19 protein-coding genes are annotated in these 19,392 nt (G+C 73.6%); 12 read left to right on the top strand and 7 right to left on the bottom strand.

The window, feature by feature from the left end:
- Nucleotides 1-257 precede the first annotated feature (257 nt).
- Nucleotides 258-1,427, bottom strand: coding sequence for a hypothetical protein (locus ACIO5E_RS33415; protein WP_400675231.1), 1,170 nt, complete (start codon nucleotides 1,425-1,427; stop codon nucleotides 258-260).
- A 71-nt stretch (nucleotides 1,428-1,498) separates the two neighbouring features.
- Nucleotides 1,499-1,780 carry a hypothetical protein gene (locus tag ACIO5E_RS33410; protein ID WP_400675228.1) on the bottom strand — a complete coding sequence of 94 codons (282 nt, stop codon included), beginning with the start codon at nucleotides 1,778-1,780 and terminating at the stop codon, nucleotides 1,499-1,501.
- Nucleotides 1,781-1,991: 211 nt separating this feature from the next.
- Here ACIO5E_RS33410 and ACIO5E_RS33405 point away from each other — a divergent pair, with 211 nt between their 5' ends.
- The gene (locus ACIO5E_RS33405) at nucleotides 1,992-2,582 is read left to right on the top strand and encodes a hypothetical protein (RefSeq protein ID WP_400675226.1); all 591 of its coding nucleotides are present in this window, start codon (nucleotides 1,992-1,994) and stop codon (nucleotides 2,580-2,582) included.
- 13 nt (nucleotides 2,583-2,595) lie between these two features.
- On the opposite strand, the gene ACIO5E_RS33400 is transcribed toward ACIO5E_RS33405, so the two are convergent.
- Nucleotides 2,596-5,358 carry a BTAD domain-containing putative transcriptional regulator gene (locus ACIO5E_RS33400; RefSeq protein ID WP_400675223.1) on the bottom strand — a complete coding sequence of 921 codons (2,763 nt, stop codon included), beginning with the start codon at nucleotides 5,356-5,358 and terminating at the stop codon, nucleotides 2,596-2,598.
- A gap of 164 nt (nucleotides 5,359-5,522) precedes the next feature.
- Here ACIO5E_RS33400 and ACIO5E_RS33395 point away from each other — a divergent pair, with 164 nt between their 5' ends.
- Nucleotides 5,523-5,885: a DUF1304 domain-containing protein gene (locus tag ACIO5E_RS33395; RefSeq protein ID WP_400675220.1), complete on the top strand. Its 363-nt coding sequence runs from the start codon at nucleotides 5,523-5,525 to the stop codon at nucleotides 5,883-5,885.
- The gene (locus tag ACIO5E_RS33390; protein WP_400675217.1) at nucleotides 5,882-6,463 is read left to right on the top strand and encodes a TetR/AcrR family transcriptional regulator; all 582 of its coding nucleotides are present in this window, start codon (nucleotides 5,882-5,884) and stop codon (nucleotides 6,461-6,463) included. Before ACIO5E_RS33395 ends, ACIO5E_RS33390 begins: the two co-directional genes overlap by 4 nt.
- Nucleotides 6,464-6,508: 45 nt before the next feature.
- On the opposite strand, the gene ACIO5E_RS33385 is transcribed toward ACIO5E_RS33390, so the two are convergent.
- Nucleotides 6,509-7,756, bottom strand: a complete 1,248-nt coding sequence (locus ACIO5E_RS33385; RefSeq protein ID WP_400675215.1) for an alpha/beta hydrolase family protein — start codon at nucleotides 7,754-7,756, stop codon at nucleotides 6,509-6,511.
- A gap of 254 nt (nucleotides 7,757-8,010) precedes the next feature.
- Between ACIO5E_RS33385 and ACIO5E_RS33380 the strand changes: the two genes are divergently transcribed.
- The 6 genes from ACIO5E_RS33380 (at nucleotide 8,011) to ACIO5E_RS33355 (ending at nucleotide 14,136) form a co-directional block, all read left to right on the top strand.
- Nucleotides 8,011-8,373: a hypothetical protein gene (locus ACIO5E_RS33380; RefSeq protein WP_400675213.1), complete on the top strand. Its 363-nt coding sequence runs from the start codon at nucleotides 8,011-8,013 to the stop codon at nucleotides 8,371-8,373.
- A 362-nt stretch (nucleotides 8,374-8,735) separates the two neighbouring features.
- Complete coding sequence (locus ACIO5E_RS33375) at nucleotides 8,736-9,485, top strand: DUF4232 domain-containing protein (RefSeq protein WP_400675210.1); 750 nt, start codon at nucleotides 8,736-8,738, stop codon at nucleotides 9,483-9,485.
- A gap of 63 nt (nucleotides 9,486-9,548) precedes the next feature.
- Nucleotides 9,549-10,463 (top strand): glutathione synthase, encoded by a 915-nt coding sequence (locus ACIO5E_RS33370; RefSeq protein WP_400675208.1) that lies wholly within the window; start codon nucleotides 9,549-9,551, stop codon nucleotides 10,461-10,463.
- A 187-nt stretch (nucleotides 10,464-10,650) separates the two neighbouring features.
- Nucleotides 10,651-12,834: an NEW3 domain-containing protein gene (locus ACIO5E_RS33365; protein ID WP_400675206.1), complete on the top strand. Its 2,184-nt coding sequence runs from the start codon at nucleotides 10,651-10,653 to the stop codon at nucleotides 12,832-12,834.
- Nucleotides 12,835-13,004: 170 nt separating this feature from the next.
- Nucleotides 13,005-13,568: an acyl-CoA dehydrogenase family protein gene (locus tag ACIO5E_RS33360; RefSeq protein ID WP_400675204.1), complete on the top strand. Its 564-nt coding sequence runs from the start codon at nucleotides 13,005-13,007 to the stop codon at nucleotides 13,566-13,568.
- Between the two features lie 121 nt (nucleotides 13,569-13,689).
- Nucleotides 13,690-14,136: a GNAT family N-acetyltransferase gene (locus ACIO5E_RS33355; protein WP_400675202.1), complete on the top strand. Its 447-nt coding sequence runs from the start codon at nucleotides 13,690-13,692 to the stop codon at nucleotides 14,134-14,136.
- Nucleotides 14,137-14,373: 237 nt separating this feature from the next.
- Here ACIO5E_RS33355 and ACIO5E_RS33350 read toward each other — a convergent pair whose 3' ends face one another.
- The 3 genes from ACIO5E_RS33350 to ACIO5E_RS33340 form a co-directional block, all read right to left on the bottom strand.
- Nucleotides 14,374-15,105 carry an SDR family oxidoreductase gene (locus ACIO5E_RS33350; RefSeq protein ID WP_400675199.1) on the bottom strand — a complete coding sequence of 244 codons (732 nt, stop codon included), beginning with the start codon at nucleotides 15,103-15,105 and terminating at the stop codon, nucleotides 14,374-14,376.
- A gap of 120 nt (nucleotides 15,106-15,225) precedes the next feature.
- Nucleotides 15,226-16,104, bottom strand: coding sequence for an ABC transporter substrate-binding protein (locus ACIO5E_RS33345; RefSeq protein ID WP_400675196.1), 879 nt, complete (start codon nucleotides 16,102-16,104; stop codon nucleotides 15,226-15,228).
- 50 nt (nucleotides 16,105-16,154) lie between these two features.
- Entirely contained in the window at nucleotides 16,155-16,880 is a 726-nt protein-coding gene (locus tag ACIO5E_RS33340; RefSeq protein WP_400675193.1) for an SDR family NAD(P)-dependent oxidoreductase, read from the bottom strand.
- Nucleotides 16,881-17,428: 548 nt separating this feature from the next.
- Here ACIO5E_RS33340 and ACIO5E_RS33335 point away from each other — a divergent pair.
- From ACIO5E_RS33335 to ACIO5E_RS33325, 3 genes are all read left to right on the top strand, one after another.
- Nucleotides 17,429-18,148: a dienelactone hydrolase family protein gene (locus tag ACIO5E_RS33335; protein ID WP_400675191.1), complete on the top strand. Its 720-nt coding sequence runs from the start codon at nucleotides 17,429-17,431 to the stop codon at nucleotides 18,146-18,148.
- 348 nt (nucleotides 18,149-18,496) lie between these two features.
- Nucleotides 18,497-18,949 carry a cupredoxin domain-containing protein gene (locus ACIO5E_RS33330; protein WP_400675188.1) on the top strand — a complete coding sequence of 151 codons (453 nt, stop codon included), beginning with the start codon at nucleotides 18,497-18,499 and terminating at the stop codon, nucleotides 18,947-18,949.
- 149 nt (nucleotides 18,950-19,098) lie between these two features.
- Complete coding sequence (locus tag ACIO5E_RS33325) at nucleotides 19,099-19,347, top strand: hypothetical protein (protein ID WP_400675186.1); 249 nt, start codon at nucleotides 19,099-19,101, stop codon at nucleotides 19,345-19,347.
- Nucleotides 19,348-19,392: the final 45 nt, after the last annotated feature.

Raw genomic sequence — 19,392 nt, 5'->3', positions numbered from 1 at the left:
AGGAACGCGGCCCCGTCCTGCGCGTCGCAGGGCGGGGCCGCGGCGTACGTCGGTGTGCGGCGAGGACCGATGACAGGGCCCCTCGGGCATGACGCGAAGGATCCCGGGGCTCCGGCCCCGAACCTCCCGGCCGGGGCCCGGGCCTCGTTCGTCCCTGCGGGCCGAGCCGGCGGGCTCGGCCCCGTCCGAGCAGGGAGAAGGGCCCCGGCCGGCCCGTGGGGAGAGGTGACGGGCCGGCCGGGGCGGGGGAGGGATGGTCAGGGCTTGCAGGTGAGGCGGATGGGGGCGGCCGCGATGTGGGCGTGGGTGGGCTGGCCGGAGCCGGTCCAGTCCTGGCCGCGGTTGTGGAGGCGGACGACCAGCGAGCCGCCCGCCGGGCGGAAGGTGCCGGCGTCGACCCAGCCGCCGCGGTGGCCCACCTGGTCGACGGTGAACGGGCCCAGGTCGGCGCCGGATGCTCCGGCCACCGTGTAGTACGCGGGTGCGCCGCCGACCTGCTGGATCGAGCCGGAGGACGGCACGTACACCGAGACGTCGCAACTCGCCGAGCCCGCGCCGACGTCGAAGGTCCACAGGGCGTAGGTGCTGTTGTCGTCCTTGTTCTTGTCGCCGGACATCGGCACCGCCTCGTAGCGCCCGTCGCAGGAGTCGCCGGTGAGGCCGCCGCTGTTGACGGTCACCCAGCCGTCCGTGCCCTGGCGGAACGCCCCGACCTCCTGGAAGTGGCCGCCCGGGCCCGAACAACCGAACCCGGCCACCGCCTGGAAGGCGGGCTGCGCGGCCGGCGGAACGGGCGCCGGCGGCGCTGGCTGCGCCGGTGCGGCGGGCGGTGCGACGGGCGGCGGGGCCGGTACGGCGGGCGGCGCGGTCGGAGGCGGCGGCGGGGCCGGTGCGGCCGGTGCGGCGGCGGTGGAACGGGCGGCCGTGGGCGTGGTCGTGACGTGCTCGGCCGAAGGGGAGGGCGTCAGCGACCCGGTGGCCGCAACCGTGGCGCTGGAGGACTCCGACGGCGTGGGGCTCGCCGGGGACGGCTGGTCGGTGGGCGAGTCCGCGGCCGAGGGGCGGTGCCGGCCGTGCGTACCCAGTGGCGAACGGCCGTCGGGTGCCGCCGCGGCGGCTGGGCCACCGGAGGGGGCGTCCTGCCGCAGGAACGGCGCGAGCAGCAGGAGGACCGCGCCACAGCCCATCGCCGCCACCATGGTGATGCGCCGGGCGTCCCAGGGCCTGCGGCGGCCCTGCCCGAGCCGGCGGAGGGCCGGGAGTCGGATGCGGCCGCGCGGGAACGCCGGCCGGGCGGCGACCCGTCGGGAGGCCGCGCCGCTGGCGGCCGCGCCGAGTACGGCGGCGCGCCGGCGGGCCTGCCGCAGGGCGGCCCGCAGCCGCTCGGCGGCGCTCGGACCCGAGGGCACGACCGGTTCGGCGCTCATCCAGGGCAGTTGGAGGCCCGGTCCCGGGAGGGAAGGCGGGGGAGTGTCGGGCGAGCCGCCCTGCTGCCCGGTCACCGGAGGCCCTGCCCGTCAGCCAGGAGCGCGAGGTCGGCCGGGGCACCGGCCCCGGGCAGGAGCAGCCGGACCCCGCTGCGCGAGGTGTCCGACGGCCGCAGGTCGGGGTCGTACGCCACCGCCGGCCGCGCCGGCTCCGCCTGGTGTGCCTGGTGCGCCCGCACCGGGTCGCGCGTGGGCGGTGGGACGCGCACCGCGAGGGCCCCTGCCGTGACGAGGCCGAGGGTCGCCGCGGCGCAGCGCAGGGTGGTCCGCCGCCGTGTCGCCGTGCTGGTCACGATCGTCTCTCCCAGGAGCTGATGCCGGTTCGGGCCGGACGCGGACGGCCGCAACGGTGTGTGCGGGCCGGGATTCGCCCCGTTGTACGGATGCCGTGCGTCACGGGTTCAGAACGGATCGGGGCAGGTCGAACCCCGGAGCGTGCGCCGTCCGTGCTACTGGCTGAGGCCGGTCGGCAGCCGGCACGAGGACGGACGCGGGAGGACAGCGATGGCCTGGTACCAGGGGCCGAGCCGGATCACGGTGACGGCGGTGGATGGGCAGTATCCGCAGCGGGCGGTGGTGACCGTCCGGGGCGCCGCTCCGGTGGAGATCCCCGGCGAGGTCGGCGCCGTCCACCTCGTCGACGCGCAGAGCTGGCGGCTCGAACTGGAGCACCACCTCCAGGGTGAGTGGTGCCCCAACATCCGCGCCGTCCAGGGCCGGTGGCAGGAGATCAGGGGCGTGTCGACGCAGGTCGTGCACAGCCGCAACCGCGACCGGGCCGGCGACCGCCAGGGCCGCAACCTGGAGCTGCGGATCGAGCGGGTCGCGCCGGACGGTGACGAGCCCTCGGCCTCGACCGCCGCCCCCACCGCGCGTCGGACCACCGCCGCGCACCGGACGCCGGCGATGTCGGCCGGCCCGGCCGCGCCGCGTACCACGGCCGGACCGGCGAGCGGTGCCACGGCCCCGGGCGTGCGGACGAGCACCTCGGGCTCCGAGTCCGACTTCCTGCGGCCCGCCGCCCCGGGCGGCCGGGTCACCGGCACGGGAGGCGCGAGCCGGGCGACCACCTCGACCACCTCCTGGAGCCGCTAGGGCCGGACGGAACCTAGGGGAAACAGCGCGCCAGCCGGGTCTGCACCCGCTCTACCTGGCGGGTCACCCGGCCCTGCTCGGCGGCCAGCTCCAGGGCCCGCTCCCAGTGCCGGCGTGCCTCGGCCCGGAGCCCCCGGTCGTACATCACCTGCCCGATGAAGTCGGCGAAGTCGAACTCCGCGTGGGCCTGGTTGCCCTGCGCCCGGCCGAGTTCCAGCACCCGGTGGATCTGCGCCACGGCCTCGTCCGACCGCCCCAGCGCACGCAGGACCTGGGCGTGGGTCTTGGTCGAGATCACCAGGTACGGATCCGACTCGCGCCCGGCCAGCAGGGCCAGCGACTCCTCGATCGGATCCAGCGCCTCTGCGGCCCGGTCCACCCTGAACAGGGCGTGCGCCAGGTTGTTGAGCGCCTGGGACAGCAGCCGGGGGTCGCCGTGGGCCCGAGCGTGGGCCACCGTCTCGGTGATTCCCTCCAGGGCCCTCCCGGGCTCGCTGTAGTCGTCCGCGAAGCTCGTCCGCATGCTGAGGTAGCGGTGTCTCAGGACCGGGAGGCTCTCCGGGTCGGCGACGGCGACGGCGCGCTCGGACTGTTCCAGGGCCTCCGACCGTCGGCCCAGCCAGCCCAGCGACAGGCTGTGGTTGGAGTACAGGTGCGGCCAGTTCGAGGCGGTGCCGGCGGCCTCGGCGGCGGTGAGCGCCTGCCGCGCCGCCTCCTCCCAGGCGTGGAACAGGCCGGCGTCGAGGTAGAGGTAGCCGGCGTTCTCGACCATTCGGCAGCCGTGTTCGTGGGCTCCCCACCGGTGGGCCAGCGAGATCAGGGCGCGGACGGTCGGTTCCTCGGTCCGGAACCAGGCCAGCGCGTCCGCCGAGGTCCCGAACCCGGGCGCGCCACCGGTCGGCCGGTGGGCGGCCCGGTGGTGGCGGGCGTCCGGCCGGGCGAGCACGAGCCCGGCGGCGGTCGCGGCGAGGTAGTGGTCGACGAGCCTGGTCAGGGCCGCCGCCCGGGTGGCGGCCGGGAGTTCCTCGGCGGCGTGCCGGGCGTGGAGCCGGATCAGGTCATGGCGTTCGAAGCGGCCCGGTGCGCTCTCCTCGATCAGGTGCGCCAGGTGCAGCAGCTCCAGCGAGGCGGCGGCCGCCCGTCGGTCGGTCCCGGCCAGCGAGGCCGCCGCGGCGGTGTCGACCTGTTGGCCCGGGTGGACGCCGAGTAACCGGAACAGCTCGACGGCCGGCTCCGGCAGCGTGCGGACCGTCAGTTCCAGGGCCGCCGCGACGCTCAGTGCGCCCTGGGTGGCCAGCGCGGCCAGTCGGGAGCGCTCGTCGGACAGCTCGCCGGCCAGGGTGGCGACCCGCCAGTGCGGCCGGGTCGCCAGTCGCGAGCCGGCGATCCGCAGCGCGAGCGGCAGCCCCTCGCACAGCTCGACCACCCGCTCCGCCGCCTCCCGTTCGGCCTCCAGGCGCGGTCGGCCGGTGACCCCGGCCAGCACACCGAAGGCCTCCTGCGCGTCGAGCGACTCCAGGGACAGCGCCCGCGCACCCCCGACCTCCAGCAACCCGGTGAGCCGGTGTCGGCTGGTCACCACGACGACGCAGCCCGGCTCGGTCGGCAGCAGCGGGAGCACCTGTTCGGTGTCCCGCGCGTTCTCCAGCACGAGCAGCACCCGGCGGCCGGCCAACAGCGTCCGGTACGCCTCGGTCAGTTCCTCCCGGTGGGCCGGAATGGCGGCGTCCTCGGTGCCGAGCGCCCGCAGCAGCTCGGCGAGCGCCTGCTCCGGACTCAGCGGCTCGGTCTCGTCGAAGCCCCGGAGGTTGACGCCGATCCGTCCGTCCGGGAACGCGGCGGCGTTCCGGTGCGCCCAGCGCAGCACGAGCGCCGTCTTGCCGACCCCGGCCGGGCCGGTCACCAGGAGCAGCCGCCGGTCGCCGCCGGCAGCGGTGCCCGGGCTGCCCCGCGTGCCGCTCTGCTCGCCCAGCCAGGCGAGTTCGACCTCCCGTCCGACGAATCGGCCGGGCTCGCGCGGCAGCCGGGCCGGGGCGGCCGGGGGCCGGGCCGCGGCGTCGGACCGGATCCGGTCGAGCGCCTCCCGGAGGCCGGTGCCGGGGTCGATCCCGGTCTCCTCGGCCAGCCGCCGGCGGGTCGCCTCGAACAGGGCGACGGCCTCGGCGGGCCGGCCCTCCTGGTGCAGGCAGAGCATGGCGAGCCGGATCAGCGACTCGCGCAGCGAATGCTCGGCCACCGCCTCGGTGAGGGCGGCGGTCAGCGTCTCGCCCTGCCCGGTGCGCAGCAGCCGTTCGGCGAGCTGCTCCAGGGCCTCGACCCGCAGGGTCTCCAGTCGGGCCGCGGCGCCGTCGCGCAGCGCGGTGGACCCGCAGCCGTCGAGTGCGGGTCCCCGCCGGAGCGCGACGGCCTCGCGCAGCAGCGGTACGGCCGTCTCGTCGACGGGTTCGGCGCGGGCGCGGTCGAGCAGACGGCTCAGCCGGTGGGCGTCGATCAGGTCCGGATCGGCGCGCAGCACGTAGCCCGGGGCGCGGGTCTCCAGGAGCAGGTCGTCGTCGAGCAGGGTGCGCAGCTTGGCGATGTGGCCCTGCAACGCGGCGCGCGCGGTGGGCGGTGGGGCGTGGTCCCAGGCCAGGTCGAGCAGCCGCTCGACCGGGACGACGCGGTTGGCGTCCAGGGCGAGCGCCGTCAGAACGGCGCGGCGCCGGGCGCCTCCGATGTGGACGGTGGTGCCCCCGGGGGTCCGCAGCTCCAACGGTCCCAGCAGCAGAATCCGCACGGTGCTCCTGTGGTCTGATCCGTTCTCGGCCCCCGGGCGTGCACCTTACCGGGCCGGCGGACGGCGCCATGGGCCGGTCCGGGGACGGGCCGGGGGCCGACTGGACTTCATGGACACCTGTCTGGATATCATGGACACCTGTCCATTAAATCTGGGAGCCGATGATGCGCGTGACCGCCGATGTCCTGGTCGCCCTGGTGGCCGCCCTGCACGGGTACTTCCTGGTGCTGGAGATGTTCCTGTGGGAACGGCGGCCGGGGCGGGAGCTCTCCGGCTTCGACGCCGCCCTCGCCCGCACCACCGCACCGCTCGCCGCCAACCAGGGCCTCTACAACGGCTTCCTCGCCGCCGGACTCGTCTGGGGCCTGGTCGCCGGCGGCTCGACCGGCCACCAGGCGCAGCTCTTCTTCCTGGTCTGCGTGGTCGTGGCCGGCCTGTACGGCGGCGCGACCGCGAACCGCCGCATCCTGGTGGCCCAGGCGCTGCCCGGGGCGCTCGCGCTCGGCGCCGTCCTGCTCGCCGGATGAGCGCCGCCCGGGAGCCCGGGGCTGCCCAGGACCCGAGGGCCGAACGCACCCGGGCCGCGCTGCGCCGGGCGCTGCTGGACGAGTGCGCCGAGCGCCCGTTGGCGGAGGTCAACGTGGCCGCGCTGGTGCGCCGGGCCGGGGTCGGCCGGGCCACCTTCTACGTGCACTACGCCGACCTGGAGGCGCTCGCGGTGGACGCCTGCGCCGACGTCGTCCGCGCGGCCGTGGACGCCCTGCACGCCTGGCGCGGCGTGCCCGACCCGGCCGTCCCGCCGCCCGCGCTCGCCGGGTTCTTCGCCGAACTGGCCCCGCGCGCCCCGCTCTACCGTGCCCTGCTGGCCCCGGGCGGCGGCGGCCCGCTGGGCCTGGTGCTCACCCGCGACCTGCGCGAGCGCAGCCGTACCGAGCGGGCACTCGCGGGGGCCCCGGAACCGGATCTGGTGGCCGCCGCCGTGGCCGGCGCCTTCACCGGCGTGCTCGGGGACTGGCTGCACGGCCGGATCGAGGCGGGCCCGGAGCGGATCGCCCACCAGGTCTGGCGGCTGCTGATCTCCCTTCACCGCACGCCGCAGCTCTGAGCGCCGGGTGGGCGGCCGCACCCCCGTGGCGGCCGCCCGGCGGGCTCACGGCAGGAACGCGACCTCGGGGAACCGGGGTGACGGCCCGTCGAGGAGGTTCCCGCGGCGGTGGCGCAGGTGGAGGTCGAAGAAGGCCGCCGGGTAGGCCTGCTGGATGAGCACGCCGCGGGCCGGGTCGAGGGTGCCGACCATCTGCTGGACCTGCTGGTCGCTGATCCCGAGCAGCTTCGCCGCCTGCGGGATCAGCGTCATGTTGTCTCCGTACGAGGAGTGGACGGCGCCGTCGGCCTGGATGTTGCGCCGCCAGCCCCGCAGGTGGGTCCAGAACTCGGCGGCCGCCGGGTCCTGGGCCCGGGTGAAGTCGGCGGTCATCATCAGGAACGGCCGGTCCAGGTCGGCGGTGATGGCCGGCCGGCACTGCATCGGGCCGTCGAGACTCAGTCCGGCGCGGACCCGGGGGTCGGCGATCATGGCGAGAGCGGTGGCGGTGCCGCCCTTCGACCAGCCGAACACGCCGATGTCGAGCGGGTCCAGGGCGCCGAGCAGGCCGTCGGGGAGGGCCTGGCCGTCGACGTCGGGGTTGCGGCCGGCAGCGAGGTCCCGGACGCGGTCGAGTGCGAAGAGCAGGTCGGCGGCGTAGTCGTGCGGGGAGAGGATGTGGTCGCGGTCCACGTCGGCCCGGGTGACGACGCGGCCGTCGGGGAACTGGGTGACGCCGTCGTAGGTGTGGTCGACGGTGACCACGACGTAGCCGCGGCTGGCGAGTTCCTGGACGACGATCGTGTGGTCGCCCCGGTGGCTGCCCGCACCGTGCGAGTAGACGACGACGGGCAGGCGGTGGCCGAAGCGGTGGACGGGCGCGCCCAGGTGGCCCGAGGTGAGCGGGGCGAGGGAGAGCGGGAGCGGGAAGCCGGCGTCGTCCAGGAAGGCGCGCAGGGCGCCGTCGGCCATCCAGGGGGCGAGCGGGCGGTCATCGGCGTTCCGGGCGGGGTACCAGACGCTCGCCATCAGCTCGCGGTAGTGGCCGGCGCCGGCGATCGGGTCCGGGCGGGAGGTGTCGCGCAGGTGCAGGGCGACGGTGCCGACCGGGTGCGGCCCGGTGGGTTCGGGCAGGGTGAGCCGCCCGGGCGTGGGAGCGGTGCCTCCGTCCCCGGCGGAGGGTGCGGTCGGTGCCGCCGCCCGGGCGGCGGTGGCCAGACCGAGCGGGGCGGCGACGCCCAATGCCAGTGCGGAGCCCAGCATGTGACGGCGGCTCAGTCCGGTGGACGGAGTGGTGAACGTGGTGGTGTCCATGTCTGGAACGGTGTCACGCGCCGTCAGTCGGACACATCGGCCCACCGATTGATCTCCCGGTCGCGCGCATTGGCCCAGGGGTTTACATCCCCGGGATGATGCCGTCGCCGCGCCAGACGGCGGCGTCGGGATCGAATGCGGGCACGACGCGCCGGAGTTCACTCGCACGAGTGATTGTTACTCTGCGCACATTGTCTGACACTCAAAGTATTCGGGGAGTTCGTGGGAGCTCTCCCGGGGCGAGGGGAGTCGTCATGACTGCAGTCGAATCTTCCAGCACCGAGGTGCCGCGGATCGCGAGCAGCTCGCAGGCCGCCGAACGGGACCAGGGCCTCGCGGCGATCGGCGGCAACGTCGGCGCCGTGTGGCGGGGTTGGTGGACGTGGACCCCGGGGAACGGGACGTTCAACCTGCAGATCGCCTGGAACGTCATCGGGATCGACTCGACGGTCGTCATCACGGCCTCCGAGATCGACGGCAACGGGAACCGGTTCGTCGGCGCGGCGCCCTTCCAGGTGTCGAGCATCGCCCCCGGCAACGGCGTGGTGACGTTCAAGATCAACATCGGCTGGGGCAGCCCGCTGCCGATGCGCACCGACGTCCTGGTCTTCAACTGAGCACCGCTCTCCGGTCGCACCGGCCGGGGACCGCGCCGGTCCGGTGACGATCGGCAGGGCCCGCCCCGTGGCGGCTCCGGGTTCGCCCGAGCCGCCACGGGGCGCCCGTCTTCCCCGCGGGAACCCTTCCGCCGGAGGGCCCGGTCGAGCGCAACCGCCCGTCCGGGACAGCCCGTGGAGCGCGGGCGGGGTGGCGAGCCCGGAGCGCGCCGTGTCAACCCCGCAGCACCTGACCGAATGTCACAGTCCGATCCTCATGTTGTCCTGACGATTGTGACGCCACGCATGCCACCAAAAGCCGCCGGTCGACCGTCCTCTGGTGTGTCCACGCAGTCAGCACACACCGCCACCGAGGAGCCACCATGTCCGTCCGCCGTCGTCGCCCGCTGCTCGTCTCCGCCGTTCTCGTCGCCGGGGCGGGGCTCGCATTGACCGCCTGCGGGCCCGACAACGCCGACTCGGCCGGCGGCACGGCGGCCTCCTCGCCCGCCACGGTGGCCGCCGCGCCGTCGCAGGCGGGCAGCCCGACCGCCGGGGCTCCCGCAGCGGGCGCACCGGCCACCGGAGCGGCATCGCCCACCGCTCCGCACGCGGCGCGCACGCCGTCCGGCGCGAGCTCGTCGAGCAGCACCCGACCCGACGGCGGGAGTGCCGCCTCCGCCGCCCACCCGTGCGACATCGGCAACCTCTCGATCCACGTGACGGCACGCGCCGGGGCACCCAGCCAGCGGGTGATCGAGGTGCGCAACACCGGTGCGACCGCCTGCAGTCTGAGCTCCACCCCGGGCGTCGACCTGGGCAACTCCACCGCCCGCGACCAGAGCAACAACATCAAGCCGATACTCGCCAGCGGCACCCTGCGGTTCCCCGTCCCGGCGGGCCAGAGCGCCTACGCCGTGATCGACCTCGACCCGAGCGGCGCCACCACCGGCACCGCCCCCGGCATCAACGAGCTCAACGTGCTGGTCGACGACGAGGGCACCAACATGCCCCTCGCGAACACCCGGAACTTCCCGCTCAACGGCGACGCGCGGGTCCTGAACCCCCAGATGGGCATCTACCGGGCCAGCGTGGCGGAAGCGGTCGCCTCCATGACGGCCGCCGGCAAGTAGCCCCCGCCGGCCGGAGGGAATCCGACGGCCCACCCGCCTCACCGCGCCGCCGGCGGCCTTCCGGTGATCATCGTCTGCGGCATCGCGAGCGAGTCGCCGATCGCCCGGGTCACCGCCGAACTCGACGGCCTCGCACTGCCCTACACCGTCCTCCACCAACGACGCTTCGCGGACCTGCCGTTCGAGATCGAGGTCAGCGGCACCGGGATCCGGGGCCGACTGGGCGTGAACGGCCGATCCGTCGACTGCGCCGAGGTGACCGGCACCTACTCCCGGCTGATGGACCGGCGCCGCCTGCCCGAACCGCGCGACGCGGGCGGGGACGTCGAGCGGCACTGCCGGTCCTGGCACACGGCCCTGAGCAGGTGGATCGACCTCGCCCCGGGGTGCGTGATGAACCGGGCGGAGGCGATGGCGTCGAACCTGTCCAAGCCCTACCAGGCGCAGCTCATCCGGGAGGCCGGATTCCGGGTGCCGGAGACCCTGGTCACCAACGACCCCGAGCTCGTCCACGCGTTCCGGGCGCGCCACGGCGAACTGGTCTACAAGTCGATCAGCTGCCTGCGCTCCATCGTCCAGCCCCTCGACGCCGCCGCGATCGACCGGCTGCCCCTCATCCGCGCCTGCCCGGTGCAGTTCCAGCGGTACGTCCAGGGCGCCGACATCCGGGTGCACACCGTCCCCGGCGAGGTGTTCGCCACCCGGATCGAGACCGACCGCGTCGACTACCGCTACGCCCACCGCGACGGCGGCCGGGCCGACCTCTCCCCGTGCCAGCTGCCCGACGACCTGGCCGAGCGCTGCCTGCTCCTGGCCGAACGGCTCGGGCTGGCCCTCGCCGGCATCGACCTGTTGCTGGCCGACGACGGCGAGGTCTACTGCTTCGAGGTCAACCCCAGCCCGGCCTTCAGCTGCTTCGAGTTCTGCACGGGCCAGCCGATCGCCCGCGCCATCGCCCTCTCCCTCGCCCGTCGCTGAGCCCGTCGCTGAGCCCGAGCCGCGTCACCGCGCGGCGCTCGGCTGCGTGTTTGCCCGTCCAAGGATGTTCAGTTCTGCTTATTTTGACTGATCTCTTGTCAGATGTGAGCAGCAGAGCGTAGAAACGCTCTCGGCTGTCCGGATCGGCCGCTCCATCCGAGGCTCAACCGACACTATGAGGTTGCCCATGGCTCCCCCCATCGCCCGGCGACTGCGTGCTGCCCTCGCGGGCACCTGCGCGCTCGCCACCGCGTCCGCAGGACTGTTACTGACGGCCCCCACCGCCGCCGCCGCCCCTGCCCCGGCCGTCGCTTCCGGCGCGGCGGCCCAGTACCCGAACTACGCCCCGACGCCGCCCATGGGCTGGAACGACTGGTCCTACTACCAGTGCGGCATCGACGAGAAGGTGATCCTCGACAACGCCCGCGCGCTGGTCAGCAGCGGTCTGGCCGCCAAGGGCTACGACACCGTCACCACCGACGACTGCTGGATGGCCCACAGCCGCGACGCCTCCGGCAAACTGGTCTCCGACCCCGTCAAGTTCCCGCACGGCATGGACTACGTCGGCGCCCAGATCCACGCGCTCGGGCTGAAGTTCGGGATCTACGAGGACGCCGGCACCACCACCTGCGGCGGCTACCCCGGCTCCCTGAACCACTGGCAGCAGGACGCCGACCTCTTCGCCGCCTGGGGCGTGGACTACGTGAAGCTCGACGGCTGCAACGTGCCCGACATCGCGGGACAGACCAGCGAGCGGACCTACCACGACGCCTACGCGGCGATGAGCCGGGCGATGCTGAACACCGGCCGCCCGATGGTCTACTCGGTGTCCGCCCCGGCCTACTTCGAGGGCGAGGCCGACTGGCGCACCGTCATCGGCTGGTCGGCGCAGGTCGGCAACCTGTGGCGCGAGGGCGCGGACACCGCGCTCGGCCAGGAGAGCGGCGCGGCGAAGTGGAACGCGATCACCTACAACTACGGCTACAACGTCGGCCTGGCCGACCTGCAGAGCCCCGGGCGCTGGAACGACCCCGACTTCCTGCTCGCCGGTGACGCGGGCCTGACCCGTGACGAGATCCAGAGCCAGATGTCGCTGTGGTCGGTGATGGCGGCGCCGCTGATCTCCAGCACCGACCTGAGCCACCTGTCCGCCGACGCGCTGGCGGTGCTCGGCAACGCGGACGTGATCGCCGTGGACCAGGATGCGCTGGGCGTCCAGGGTCGCATCGTCCAGCAGGGCAGCGGCTACGACGTCCTGTCCCGGCCGCTGGCCAACGGCGACCGGGCCGTGGCGCTGTTCAACTCCTCCGACTCCGCGCAGACGATCACCACCACGGCCGCCGCCGCGGGCCTGGCCCACGCCTCCTCGTACCGGCTCCAGGACCTGGTGACCAAGAACGTCACCCAGAGCACCGGCACCATCGCCGCCGACGTCCCGCCGCACGCCACGGTGCTGTACCGGGTCCGCGCCGGAGGCGCCGACAAGGTGCAGCCCGCCACCGCGATCACCTGGAAGGACGTCAGCACTCCCGCTGCGCCCGGCACCTACCAGGTCAGCCTCACCGACCTCGGTTCCACCGGCCTGTCCGACACCCGGCTGTCCGTGACGGCGCCCCAGGGCTGGAGGGTCTCTCCCGCGAGCGCGGACCTGAAGCGGGTGCGTCCCGGCGCCAGCGCCTCGGCCACCGTCACCATGACCGCGCCCAAGGCCGCGCCCGGCACCACCGTCTCCACGATCACGGCCACCGCCACCTACCGCGCGGGCGCGGCCGGCGCGGGATCGGTCAGCGGCCCGCTGACGCTCACCACCACCGTCCCCTACCCCGGCCTCGCGGCGGCCTTCAACAACGTCGGCGTGACGAAGGAGAGCGACCCCGCCCCGGGCGACTTCGACTCCACCGGTGACAGCTACTCCGCCGACGCGCTGGCCAAGGTCGGGGTGAGCCCCGGATCCACCGTCACCGCCAACGGCCTGAGCTTCACCTGGCCCGCCTCGGCGCCCGGCACCCCCGACAACGTGAGCGCCTCGGGTCAGGCGGTCACCCTCACCGGCCAGGGCAGCGCACTGGCCTTCCTCGGCGCGGAGACCGGCGCGACCTCCGGGCCCGTCACCGTGACCTACACCGACGGAACCACCTCCACGGGCACCCTGGGCTTCCCCAACTGGTGCTGCACCCCCGACGACGCGTACGGCGCGCAGACCGCGATCACCACCGACCACCGCAACACCCCGGCCGGACCGGCCAACTACGGCATCAGCTACAAGGTGTTCTCCAACACCGTCCCGCTGACCCCGGGCAAGAGCGTGCAGAGCGTCACGCTGCCCAACGCACCGGCGATCCACCTCTTCGCGCTCTCCGTCAAGCCCTGACACCTCGCCAGGGGCCGGCCCGGCCGAACCGGCCGGGCCGGCCGCGCTCGTCGGCTCTCCAGCGAGCCGGTCAGCCGGTCAGGGCTGGAGCTTGGCGGCCGCACGGGCGATGACGTCGGCGGCCTCGTCCGCGTCGGCGCGCCAGTGGGGCTGGTAGGTGCCGGCCGGGCATGCTCGGCGTCTCGCTCACCGAAATCACCCTCACCGATTACGAGTTCGACCCCGAGGAGGACGTTCTCGGCGGCTGGGGCCACGACCTGACCGGCTCGCTGCTCGGCCACGACGTGACCGGCTACACCGCACGGGCCGTGGGCTCGGCCGACGCCGTCGTCGACCACGCGCTCCGCTTCGTCTGCGAGGGCCTGGACCACCGGTCGCCGGAGGTCCGGGCAGCCATCCGGGTGCGGGTGGGCGAGCCGGCGACCACGGTGGCCGTGATGCGGACGGTCTGGCGCGCGCTGCTCGATCCGGAGCCCTGTGACGCCGGGGCCCACCCGGGGATGAGCTCCGAGGCGGCCAAGGTGTTCTGCACCACCGCCCTCCGGGACGTGGTGCGGCAGGCGGCGTCCCTGTGCGGCGGCGCGGGGTACGCCGGCGCCGACGGACCCCTGGGACGGCACTACCGCGACGCCCTGGCGCTGCTGATCGTCGGAGCGCCCAACGACGTCCTGCTGTCGCGGATCGGCGAACGCGAGCTGGGCCCGTCGGCCGGCGCGGGACCGCTCCCCGGGTGAGCGCTCCGGTCCTTCGGGAGAGCGCCGCGGCCGTCTCGGCCGACCTCCCCCTGATCGGGTCCGGCGGTCCGGGGCGGGGGCCGGTCATCGGGCCCGCCGGTTCGGCTGGCATGCTCTCGGCATGATCTTCCGTACTGCGACGCGGCAGGACCTGCCCGCGCTCATCGCGCTCCTCTCCGACGAGGACGCCGTGGTCGATCCCCGGACCGTCGAGGTCGATGAGGCATATGAGCGAGCCTTCGAGGCCGTGGACGGTGACGCGCGCAACGAGATGGTGGTCCTGGACGAGGGGGACGGTACGGTTCTCGGCTGTCTCCAGCTCACCTACATCCCTGGCCTGGGGCGTCATGGCCAGGAGCGTGCGCTGATCGAGGCCGTGCGAGTACGCGCCGACCAGCGCGGGGCCGGCCTGGGTCGCGAGCTGCTGACCTGGGCCATCGACCGGGCACGCGCCCGCGGCTGCACACTGGTGCAGCTCACCAGCAACAAGCGGCGCACCCAGGCCCACCGTTTCTACGGCTCGCTCGGCTTCACCGCGAGCCACGACGGATTCAAACTGCCGCTGTGACCGCGTGACGCAACAGCGGCCGCACACGACTCTGCCGGCGAGGTCGGTCGGGTTGAGCGTGGGAGGGCCCCCGGTGCGTGGAGGTGTTGATCAGCCGGGTAGCTGGGGTTGGCGGGGTTGCCGGTTCACCTGTTCGGCCGTTGCCTGGTCGGCGTAGTTCTGAAGGCGTCCCGGCGGTGTCGGTCCTGGTCCGTCCGGTCCGCCCCCGGCTTGGCGGCTGCGGTGGAGGGGGCTGGTTCAGGAGAGCCAGTCGGTGTAGTGGGTGGGGGCGATGCGGGCATCGGCCGGGGCGGTGAGGACCTCGCCGCGGGCGGCGGCGAACATGCCGGCGGTGTCATCGGTGACGACCCGTCGCCCGTCGCCCTTGGCGGTCAGGGTGAGCCGGCCGAGTTCGTCGAGGGGGTAGACGTCGGGACCCGCGATGTTGACGACGCCGTTCAGAGGGCTGCCTGCGGCGACTTCGGCGACCGCGCCGGACACATCCGCGGCGGCGATCGGCTGGATCGGCGTGCGCGGCAGGCGGATGGTGTCGCCGTCGGCGGTCATGGACAGGGTCGCGTCCATGAACTCCATGAACTGCGTGGCACGGACGATGGAGTACGGGATCGGTCCGGCCTCGAGGATCTCCTCCTGAAGCACCTTCGCCCGGTAGTAGTCCAGATCGGGCACCTGGTCCACGCCGACGATCGAGAGGATGACGAAGTGCCCGACCCCGCCCTTCCGGCTCGCGGCGAGCAGGTTGTCCATCGAGGTCCGGAAGAAGGCGGGCGAGGCGTCGTCGAAGGTCGGGGAGTTCGTCAGGTTGACGACGACGTCGGCGCCCGCCACGGCCGCCTCCAGCCCCCGGCCCGTGATGATGTCCACGCCCGTGGACAGGGAGTGCGGTACGGCCTGGTGCCCGGCAGCGTTCAGGTTCTTCACGACCCGTGACCCGATCAGCCCGGTTCCGCCGATGACTGCGAACTTCATGGCATGCACCTTCTTTCGACGACTGGTGTCCGACATGTGCCTTGTAGTGCGGACCCTCTTGTACTGCTAACCCTCGACGAACGTGACCGTCTCGGCGAGCGGTGCCCGGCCCGTACGGCCCTAGGGTGTGGCGGTCGCGGTGCGGTAGAACTCGGCTGCGGTGACGGTGGCGGGGACGCCGAGTTCGGTGGCGACCGCGCCGATCGCGGCGGCGCCGACGGCGAGGTCGGCCTGGCCGTCGGTGGTGAAGTACGGTGCGATGAACGTCTCGTAGTGGGCTCGGGCCTCGTCCGCCGTGTGTCGGCCGAGGAACGTCCGGACGTGCCGCACCGCGGTGTCGGGGTCGTGGTGGATCACCTGCAGGGCACGCCGGTGGGCCCGTACGACGGCCTGGACCGCGGGGTCGTCCGGGGGGATGCGGCTGGGGTCGACGGCCACGCCCACGGTGGGAATGCGGAAGTGCTCGCCGACCCAGGCCAGCACCTGCCAGCCGTGCTCGGCGGCCACCGCCTCCGGTGCCATGGTGCTGCCGACCAGGGCGGCGTCGATGTCGCCGTCGTGCAGCCGACGCAGGTCCATGCCGTAGTCGCCGGGCGTGCGGACGACGGTGCGGAGGTCGCGGTCCGGGTCGAGGCCGGCCCGGCGCAGCACGATCCGGGCGAAGCACCCGGGTGCGGTGTGGGGGGCGTGTACCGCCAGCCGTCGGCCGGCCAGGTCGGCCAGGGAGGTCGGACCGGGGCGGGCGAGGAACCAGAACAGCGGGCGGTGGGTGTTGACGGTGAGTGCGACCCAGGGGAGGCCGCCGGCCAGTCGGGACAGCAGTGCCCGGCCGAGCCCGATGGTGGCGCCGTGGCGCAGCCGTTCCTCGTCCCAGGAGCAGCCGTCGTGCAGCGCGACGTGGACGCCCTCGTCCGCGTAGTAGCCCTGCTGGTCGGCGATGTAGGCGACCAGTTCCTCGTGCAGGCCCCGTCCGACGTAGGCGAGATCGACCGTGTACATGAACGTCTTCCTTGATCGTGTCACTGCGGTGCGCGCGGGACGGCGGGGCGTCAGTCCATGGACATGCCGCCGTTGACCGCGGCCGTGGTGCCGGTCATGAAGGCGTTGTCCTCGCCGGCGTAGAAGGCCACCGCCTGGGCGACGTCTCCCGGGCGTGCCAGGCGACCCAAGGGGGTGGCGGCCACCTGTTGCTGCTTGTGCTCCTCGTCGAACACCTTCGCCATGCGGGTGTCCTCCACCGGGCCGGGCTCGACGACGTTGACCGTGATGCCCTGCGGGCCCAGTTCCTGGGCGAGGTACCGGGCGAACTGCGCCAGTGCGGCCTTGGCCGTGCCCAGTGCGATCATGCCCTTCCGGGGCCGGCGGCTGAGGCCGGTACCGAGATAGACGATGCGACCCCAGCCTTGTTCGGTCATGGCGGGCAGGACGGTTCTGGTGACCACGAACGCCGCACGCATCTCGTCGTCGAGCTTGCCGCCCAGTTCCTCCCACGTGATGTCCTGGAACGGCTTGATCACATACGGGGTCAGCGCGTTGTGCACGAGCACGTCGATGCCGCCCCACGCCGCCTGGACCTGCTCGACCATGCCCTCGACCGCCACCGCCTCGCGCACGTCGGCCCGCACGGCCATGGCCCGGCCGCCTGCGGCCTCGATGCCGGCCACGACCTCCCCGGCCGCCGTGTCGCTACGGAGGTAGTTGACCACCACGCGCATCCCCCGCGCGGCCAGAAGGTGCGCGGTGGCCGCACCGATTCCGCTGCTGGCCCCTGTCACCAATGCCACCCTGCCGGTTGCCCCGCTCACGGGCCCACCTCCTGCTCACTGTCGCGGGCCGTCGGCATGACCGCCCGAAGTCGTTCACCGTCGCGCCGCGGGCGATCCCACCCGGCAGCCCAGGCGGCGCCGACCGCGGTGCCCGCCGGTGCCCGTCCCGGAACGGCCCGTCGAGCAACCGGTGGACCACCGCGTCCACCCGCTGCTCCTCGTACCGGCGCAGCATCGCACCGCCTGGCCCCGTTGCGAGCCGAGCCGCGCCGATCCGCCCGGGCCCACTGCCTGCCGCGATCGGGAACCGCCGTCACCGGCGCGTGCTCTGCGTGGTGTTCCGGCTCCCGGATCCGGGGCGTCCGGCCACGGAGCCCGCGCAGGAATCCGTTTGGCGGACCAGGGCGACCGCTGCTACCTTTCCGGAGGCCGTGCGAGAGAACGAGGAGGTGGTACCCGTGAACGCAGTATCGACATGGGTGCTCCCCTCCGGGGTCACGGTCGGGCGATAGGTCGTCCGGGAGCGCCGTTCCAGAGCCCTCCCGAAAGGCACGACCATGCAGTTCACTTCTGAGCGACGCCTCGATGACGGCGTTCTCGAACGCGAATTCACCCTCGGCGAGATCCCGGGCACCCTCTGGACGCCTGGATCCGCACCGGCTCCGCTGATCCTGATGGCCCACAACAACGGCCTGCCCAAGGGGGAACCCCGGCTGGTTGCCCGGGCCCGGCACTGCGCGGCGAACGGCTACGCGGTGGCCGCCATCGACGCCGCCGGGTGCGGTGACCGGCCCCGTTCCGCCGCCGCCGAGCAGGCCCGCGCGGACCTCCGCCGGGCGATGCAGGCCGGCGAGCCGGTCGACGAGATCTTCGAGTCCTTCGTCGGCCCGCTGGTCGAAGAGGCGGTCCCGGACTGGCGGACCACCCTGGACGCCCTCCTTTCGCTGCCCGAGATCGGCGGCCCGGTCGGGTACTCGGGGTGGACCGCCGTCGGCATTCGGCTGGCTGCGGTCGAGCCGCGCATCGCGGCCGCCGGCTTCTTCGCCGGGGGCTACGTGCCCCGTGCCCAGCGCGAGGAGGCCCGGCAGGTCACCATTCCGCTGCTGTTCCTGCTGCAGTGGGACGACGAAGGGAACCCCCGACAGCGAGCGCTGGACCTGTTCGACGCCTTCGGCAGCAAGGAGAAGACGCTGCACGCCAACATGGGCGGGCACGTCGGCACCCCGTGGTTCGAGCTGGAGGACGGGGGCCGCTTCTACGACCGGCACCTGAAGTGAGGCCGGGCCGTCAGGCCGTCAACAGACGGTAGATGATGCCGGCCGGGATGCTGCCCGTCGAGGACAGGTCCCGGCCCTCCTCGGCCCTTCACACCGCGGGCCCCTGCCACTCGGCAGGGGCCCGCCCTGCCCGGAGCCATGAACTCGTGCCAGCGCCGGTTCTCGTGAACGAAGCCACTTGGCACGGTCCATCAGCCGCTGCGCCTCGCGGACACGTACCGGGGGCGGGGGCCGGGCGTCCTGGCGCAACGGTCCTGAGCAGTCAACCTGCTGAGATGCTCGTCCGGCGGCACGGGGGATACGCTGAAAGAGGACCTGCGTAAAGCCAACACACGTCGGGTGGGCATCATGACTGAGATATCACGCAGGAATACCAAGAGCAACGACCATGCGAGCCGTCGGGTCGCGAGGCTCCTGGTGGCCGCTACGGTCGCGGCGGGACTCGGCGCGCTCGGCGCCGGGGGCTCGGTGGCCGCACAATCGCACGGCGTCGCCGCGTCCGCGGTGTCGCAGACGGTCCTGACGGCCGTGCCCAAGGCCCCGGCCGCCGGAGCGCAGCAAGTGACCATAGCGAACTACGCGTTCTCGCCGAGCACACTCACGGTCAGCACGGGCACCACTGTCACCTGGACCAACAGCGACACGGACTCGCACACGGTGACCAGCAGCGGTTCCGGACCGCTCGCCTCCGGGGTGCTGAACCAGGGCGCCTCGTACAGCTACACCTTCACCATGCCCGGGACATACGCGTACATCTGCTCGATCCACCCCTTCATGCAGGGCACGGTCGTGGTGCAGTAGATCGTGGCGAGGGGGCCGGCTGAGGGGAATGCCGCGCGCCGAGGCCCCGACGGTGCTGCGCTGGAGAGTTCGTGGCTGGGCCATGGGCGCCGGTTCGCGATTGCGGGACCCGTCCGGAGTCAACTCCGGAGCCCCGCACGGGAATCGGCTTGCAGATCAGGTTTCGTCCGGCGCACGGGGACGAGGGCAAGGTTTCGCATCTGGTGCAGGCGGAGTCGGCGACGCGGCACGCGCTGTCGAGGGAGTGGGAGATCGTCGGGTCCTTCGAGGACCTGGACGTTTCGGCGGAGATCACGCCGTGGAAGCGTCCGGATCTGGGCCCGTGGCTCACCGACCGCCAGAGCGAGTGGGACGCGATGCCCCTCCCCCCCAGAGCCGCATCCAAAGGGATTGCGTGAGGGTCTTGGCGCCCCCACCGGACCACTGGCTCTGTGTGTGTGGGG

This window comes from Kitasatospora sp. NPDC087314, assembly GCF_044744365.1.
Lineage (GTDB): Bacteria > Actinomycetota > Actinomycetes > Streptomycetales > Streptomycetaceae > Kitasatospora.
The sequence above is the reverse complement of the archived record's forward strand: the minus strand, read 5'-3'. Positions and strand labels throughout refer to the sequence as shown.

Excerpts from the sequence above, each read along its gene's own strand:
- ACIO5E_RS33415 (WP_400675231.1), bottom strand. The coding sequence starts at position 1,427 with ATGAGCGCCGAACCGGTCGTGCCCTCGGGTCCGAGCGCCGCCGAGCGG.
- ACIO5E_RS33405 (WP_400675226.1), top strand. The coding sequence starts at position 1,992 with ATGGCCTGGTACCAGGGGCCGAGCCGGATCACGGTGACGGCGGTGGAT.
- ACIO5E_RS33395 (WP_400675220.1), top strand. The coding sequence starts at position 5,523 with ATGCGCGTGACCGCCGATGTCCTGGTCGCCCTGGTGGCCGCCCTGCAC.
- ACIO5E_RS33390 (WP_400675217.1), top strand. The coding sequence starts at position 5,882 with ATGAGCGCCGCCCGGGAGCCCGGGGCTGCCCAGGACCCGAGGGCCGAA.
- ACIO5E_RS33385 (WP_400675215.1), bottom strand. The coding sequence starts at position 7,756 with ATGGACACCACCACGTTCACCACTCCGTCCACCGGACTGAGCCGCCGT.
- ACIO5E_RS33380 (WP_400675213.1), top strand. The coding sequence starts at position 8,011 with ATGACTGCAGTCGAATCTTCCAGCACCGAGGTGCCGCGGATCGCGAGC.
- ACIO5E_RS33375 (WP_400675210.1), top strand. The coding sequence starts at position 8,736 with ATGTCCGTCCGCCGTCGTCGCCCGCTGCTCGTCTCCGCCGTTCTCGTC.
- ACIO5E_RS33365 (WP_400675206.1), top strand. The coding sequence starts at position 10,651 with ATGGCTCCCCCCATCGCCCGGCGACTGCGTGCTGCCCTCGCGGGCACC.
- ACIO5E_RS33360 (WP_400675204.1), top strand. The coding sequence starts at position 13,005 with ATGCTCGGCGTCTCGCTCACCGAAATCACCCTCACCGATTACGAGTTC.
- ACIO5E_RS33355 (WP_400675202.1), top strand. The coding sequence starts at position 13,690 with ATGATCTTCCGTACTGCGACGCGGCAGGACCTGCCCGCGCTCATCGCG.
- ACIO5E_RS33350 (WP_400675199.1), bottom strand. The coding sequence starts at position 15,105 with ATGAAGTTCGCAGTCATCGGCGGAACCGGGCTGATCGGGTCACGGGTC.
- ACIO5E_RS33345 (WP_400675196.1), bottom strand. The coding sequence starts at position 16,104 with ATGTACACGGTCGATCTCGCCTACGTCGGACGGGGCCTGCACGAGGAA.
- ACIO5E_RS33335 (WP_400675191.1), top strand. The coding sequence starts at position 17,429 with ATGCAGTTCACTTCTGAGCGACGCCTCGATGACGGCGTTCTCGAACGC.
- ACIO5E_RS33330 (WP_400675188.1), top strand. The coding sequence starts at position 18,497 with ATGACTGAGATATCACGCAGGAATACCAAGAGCAACGACCATGCGAGC.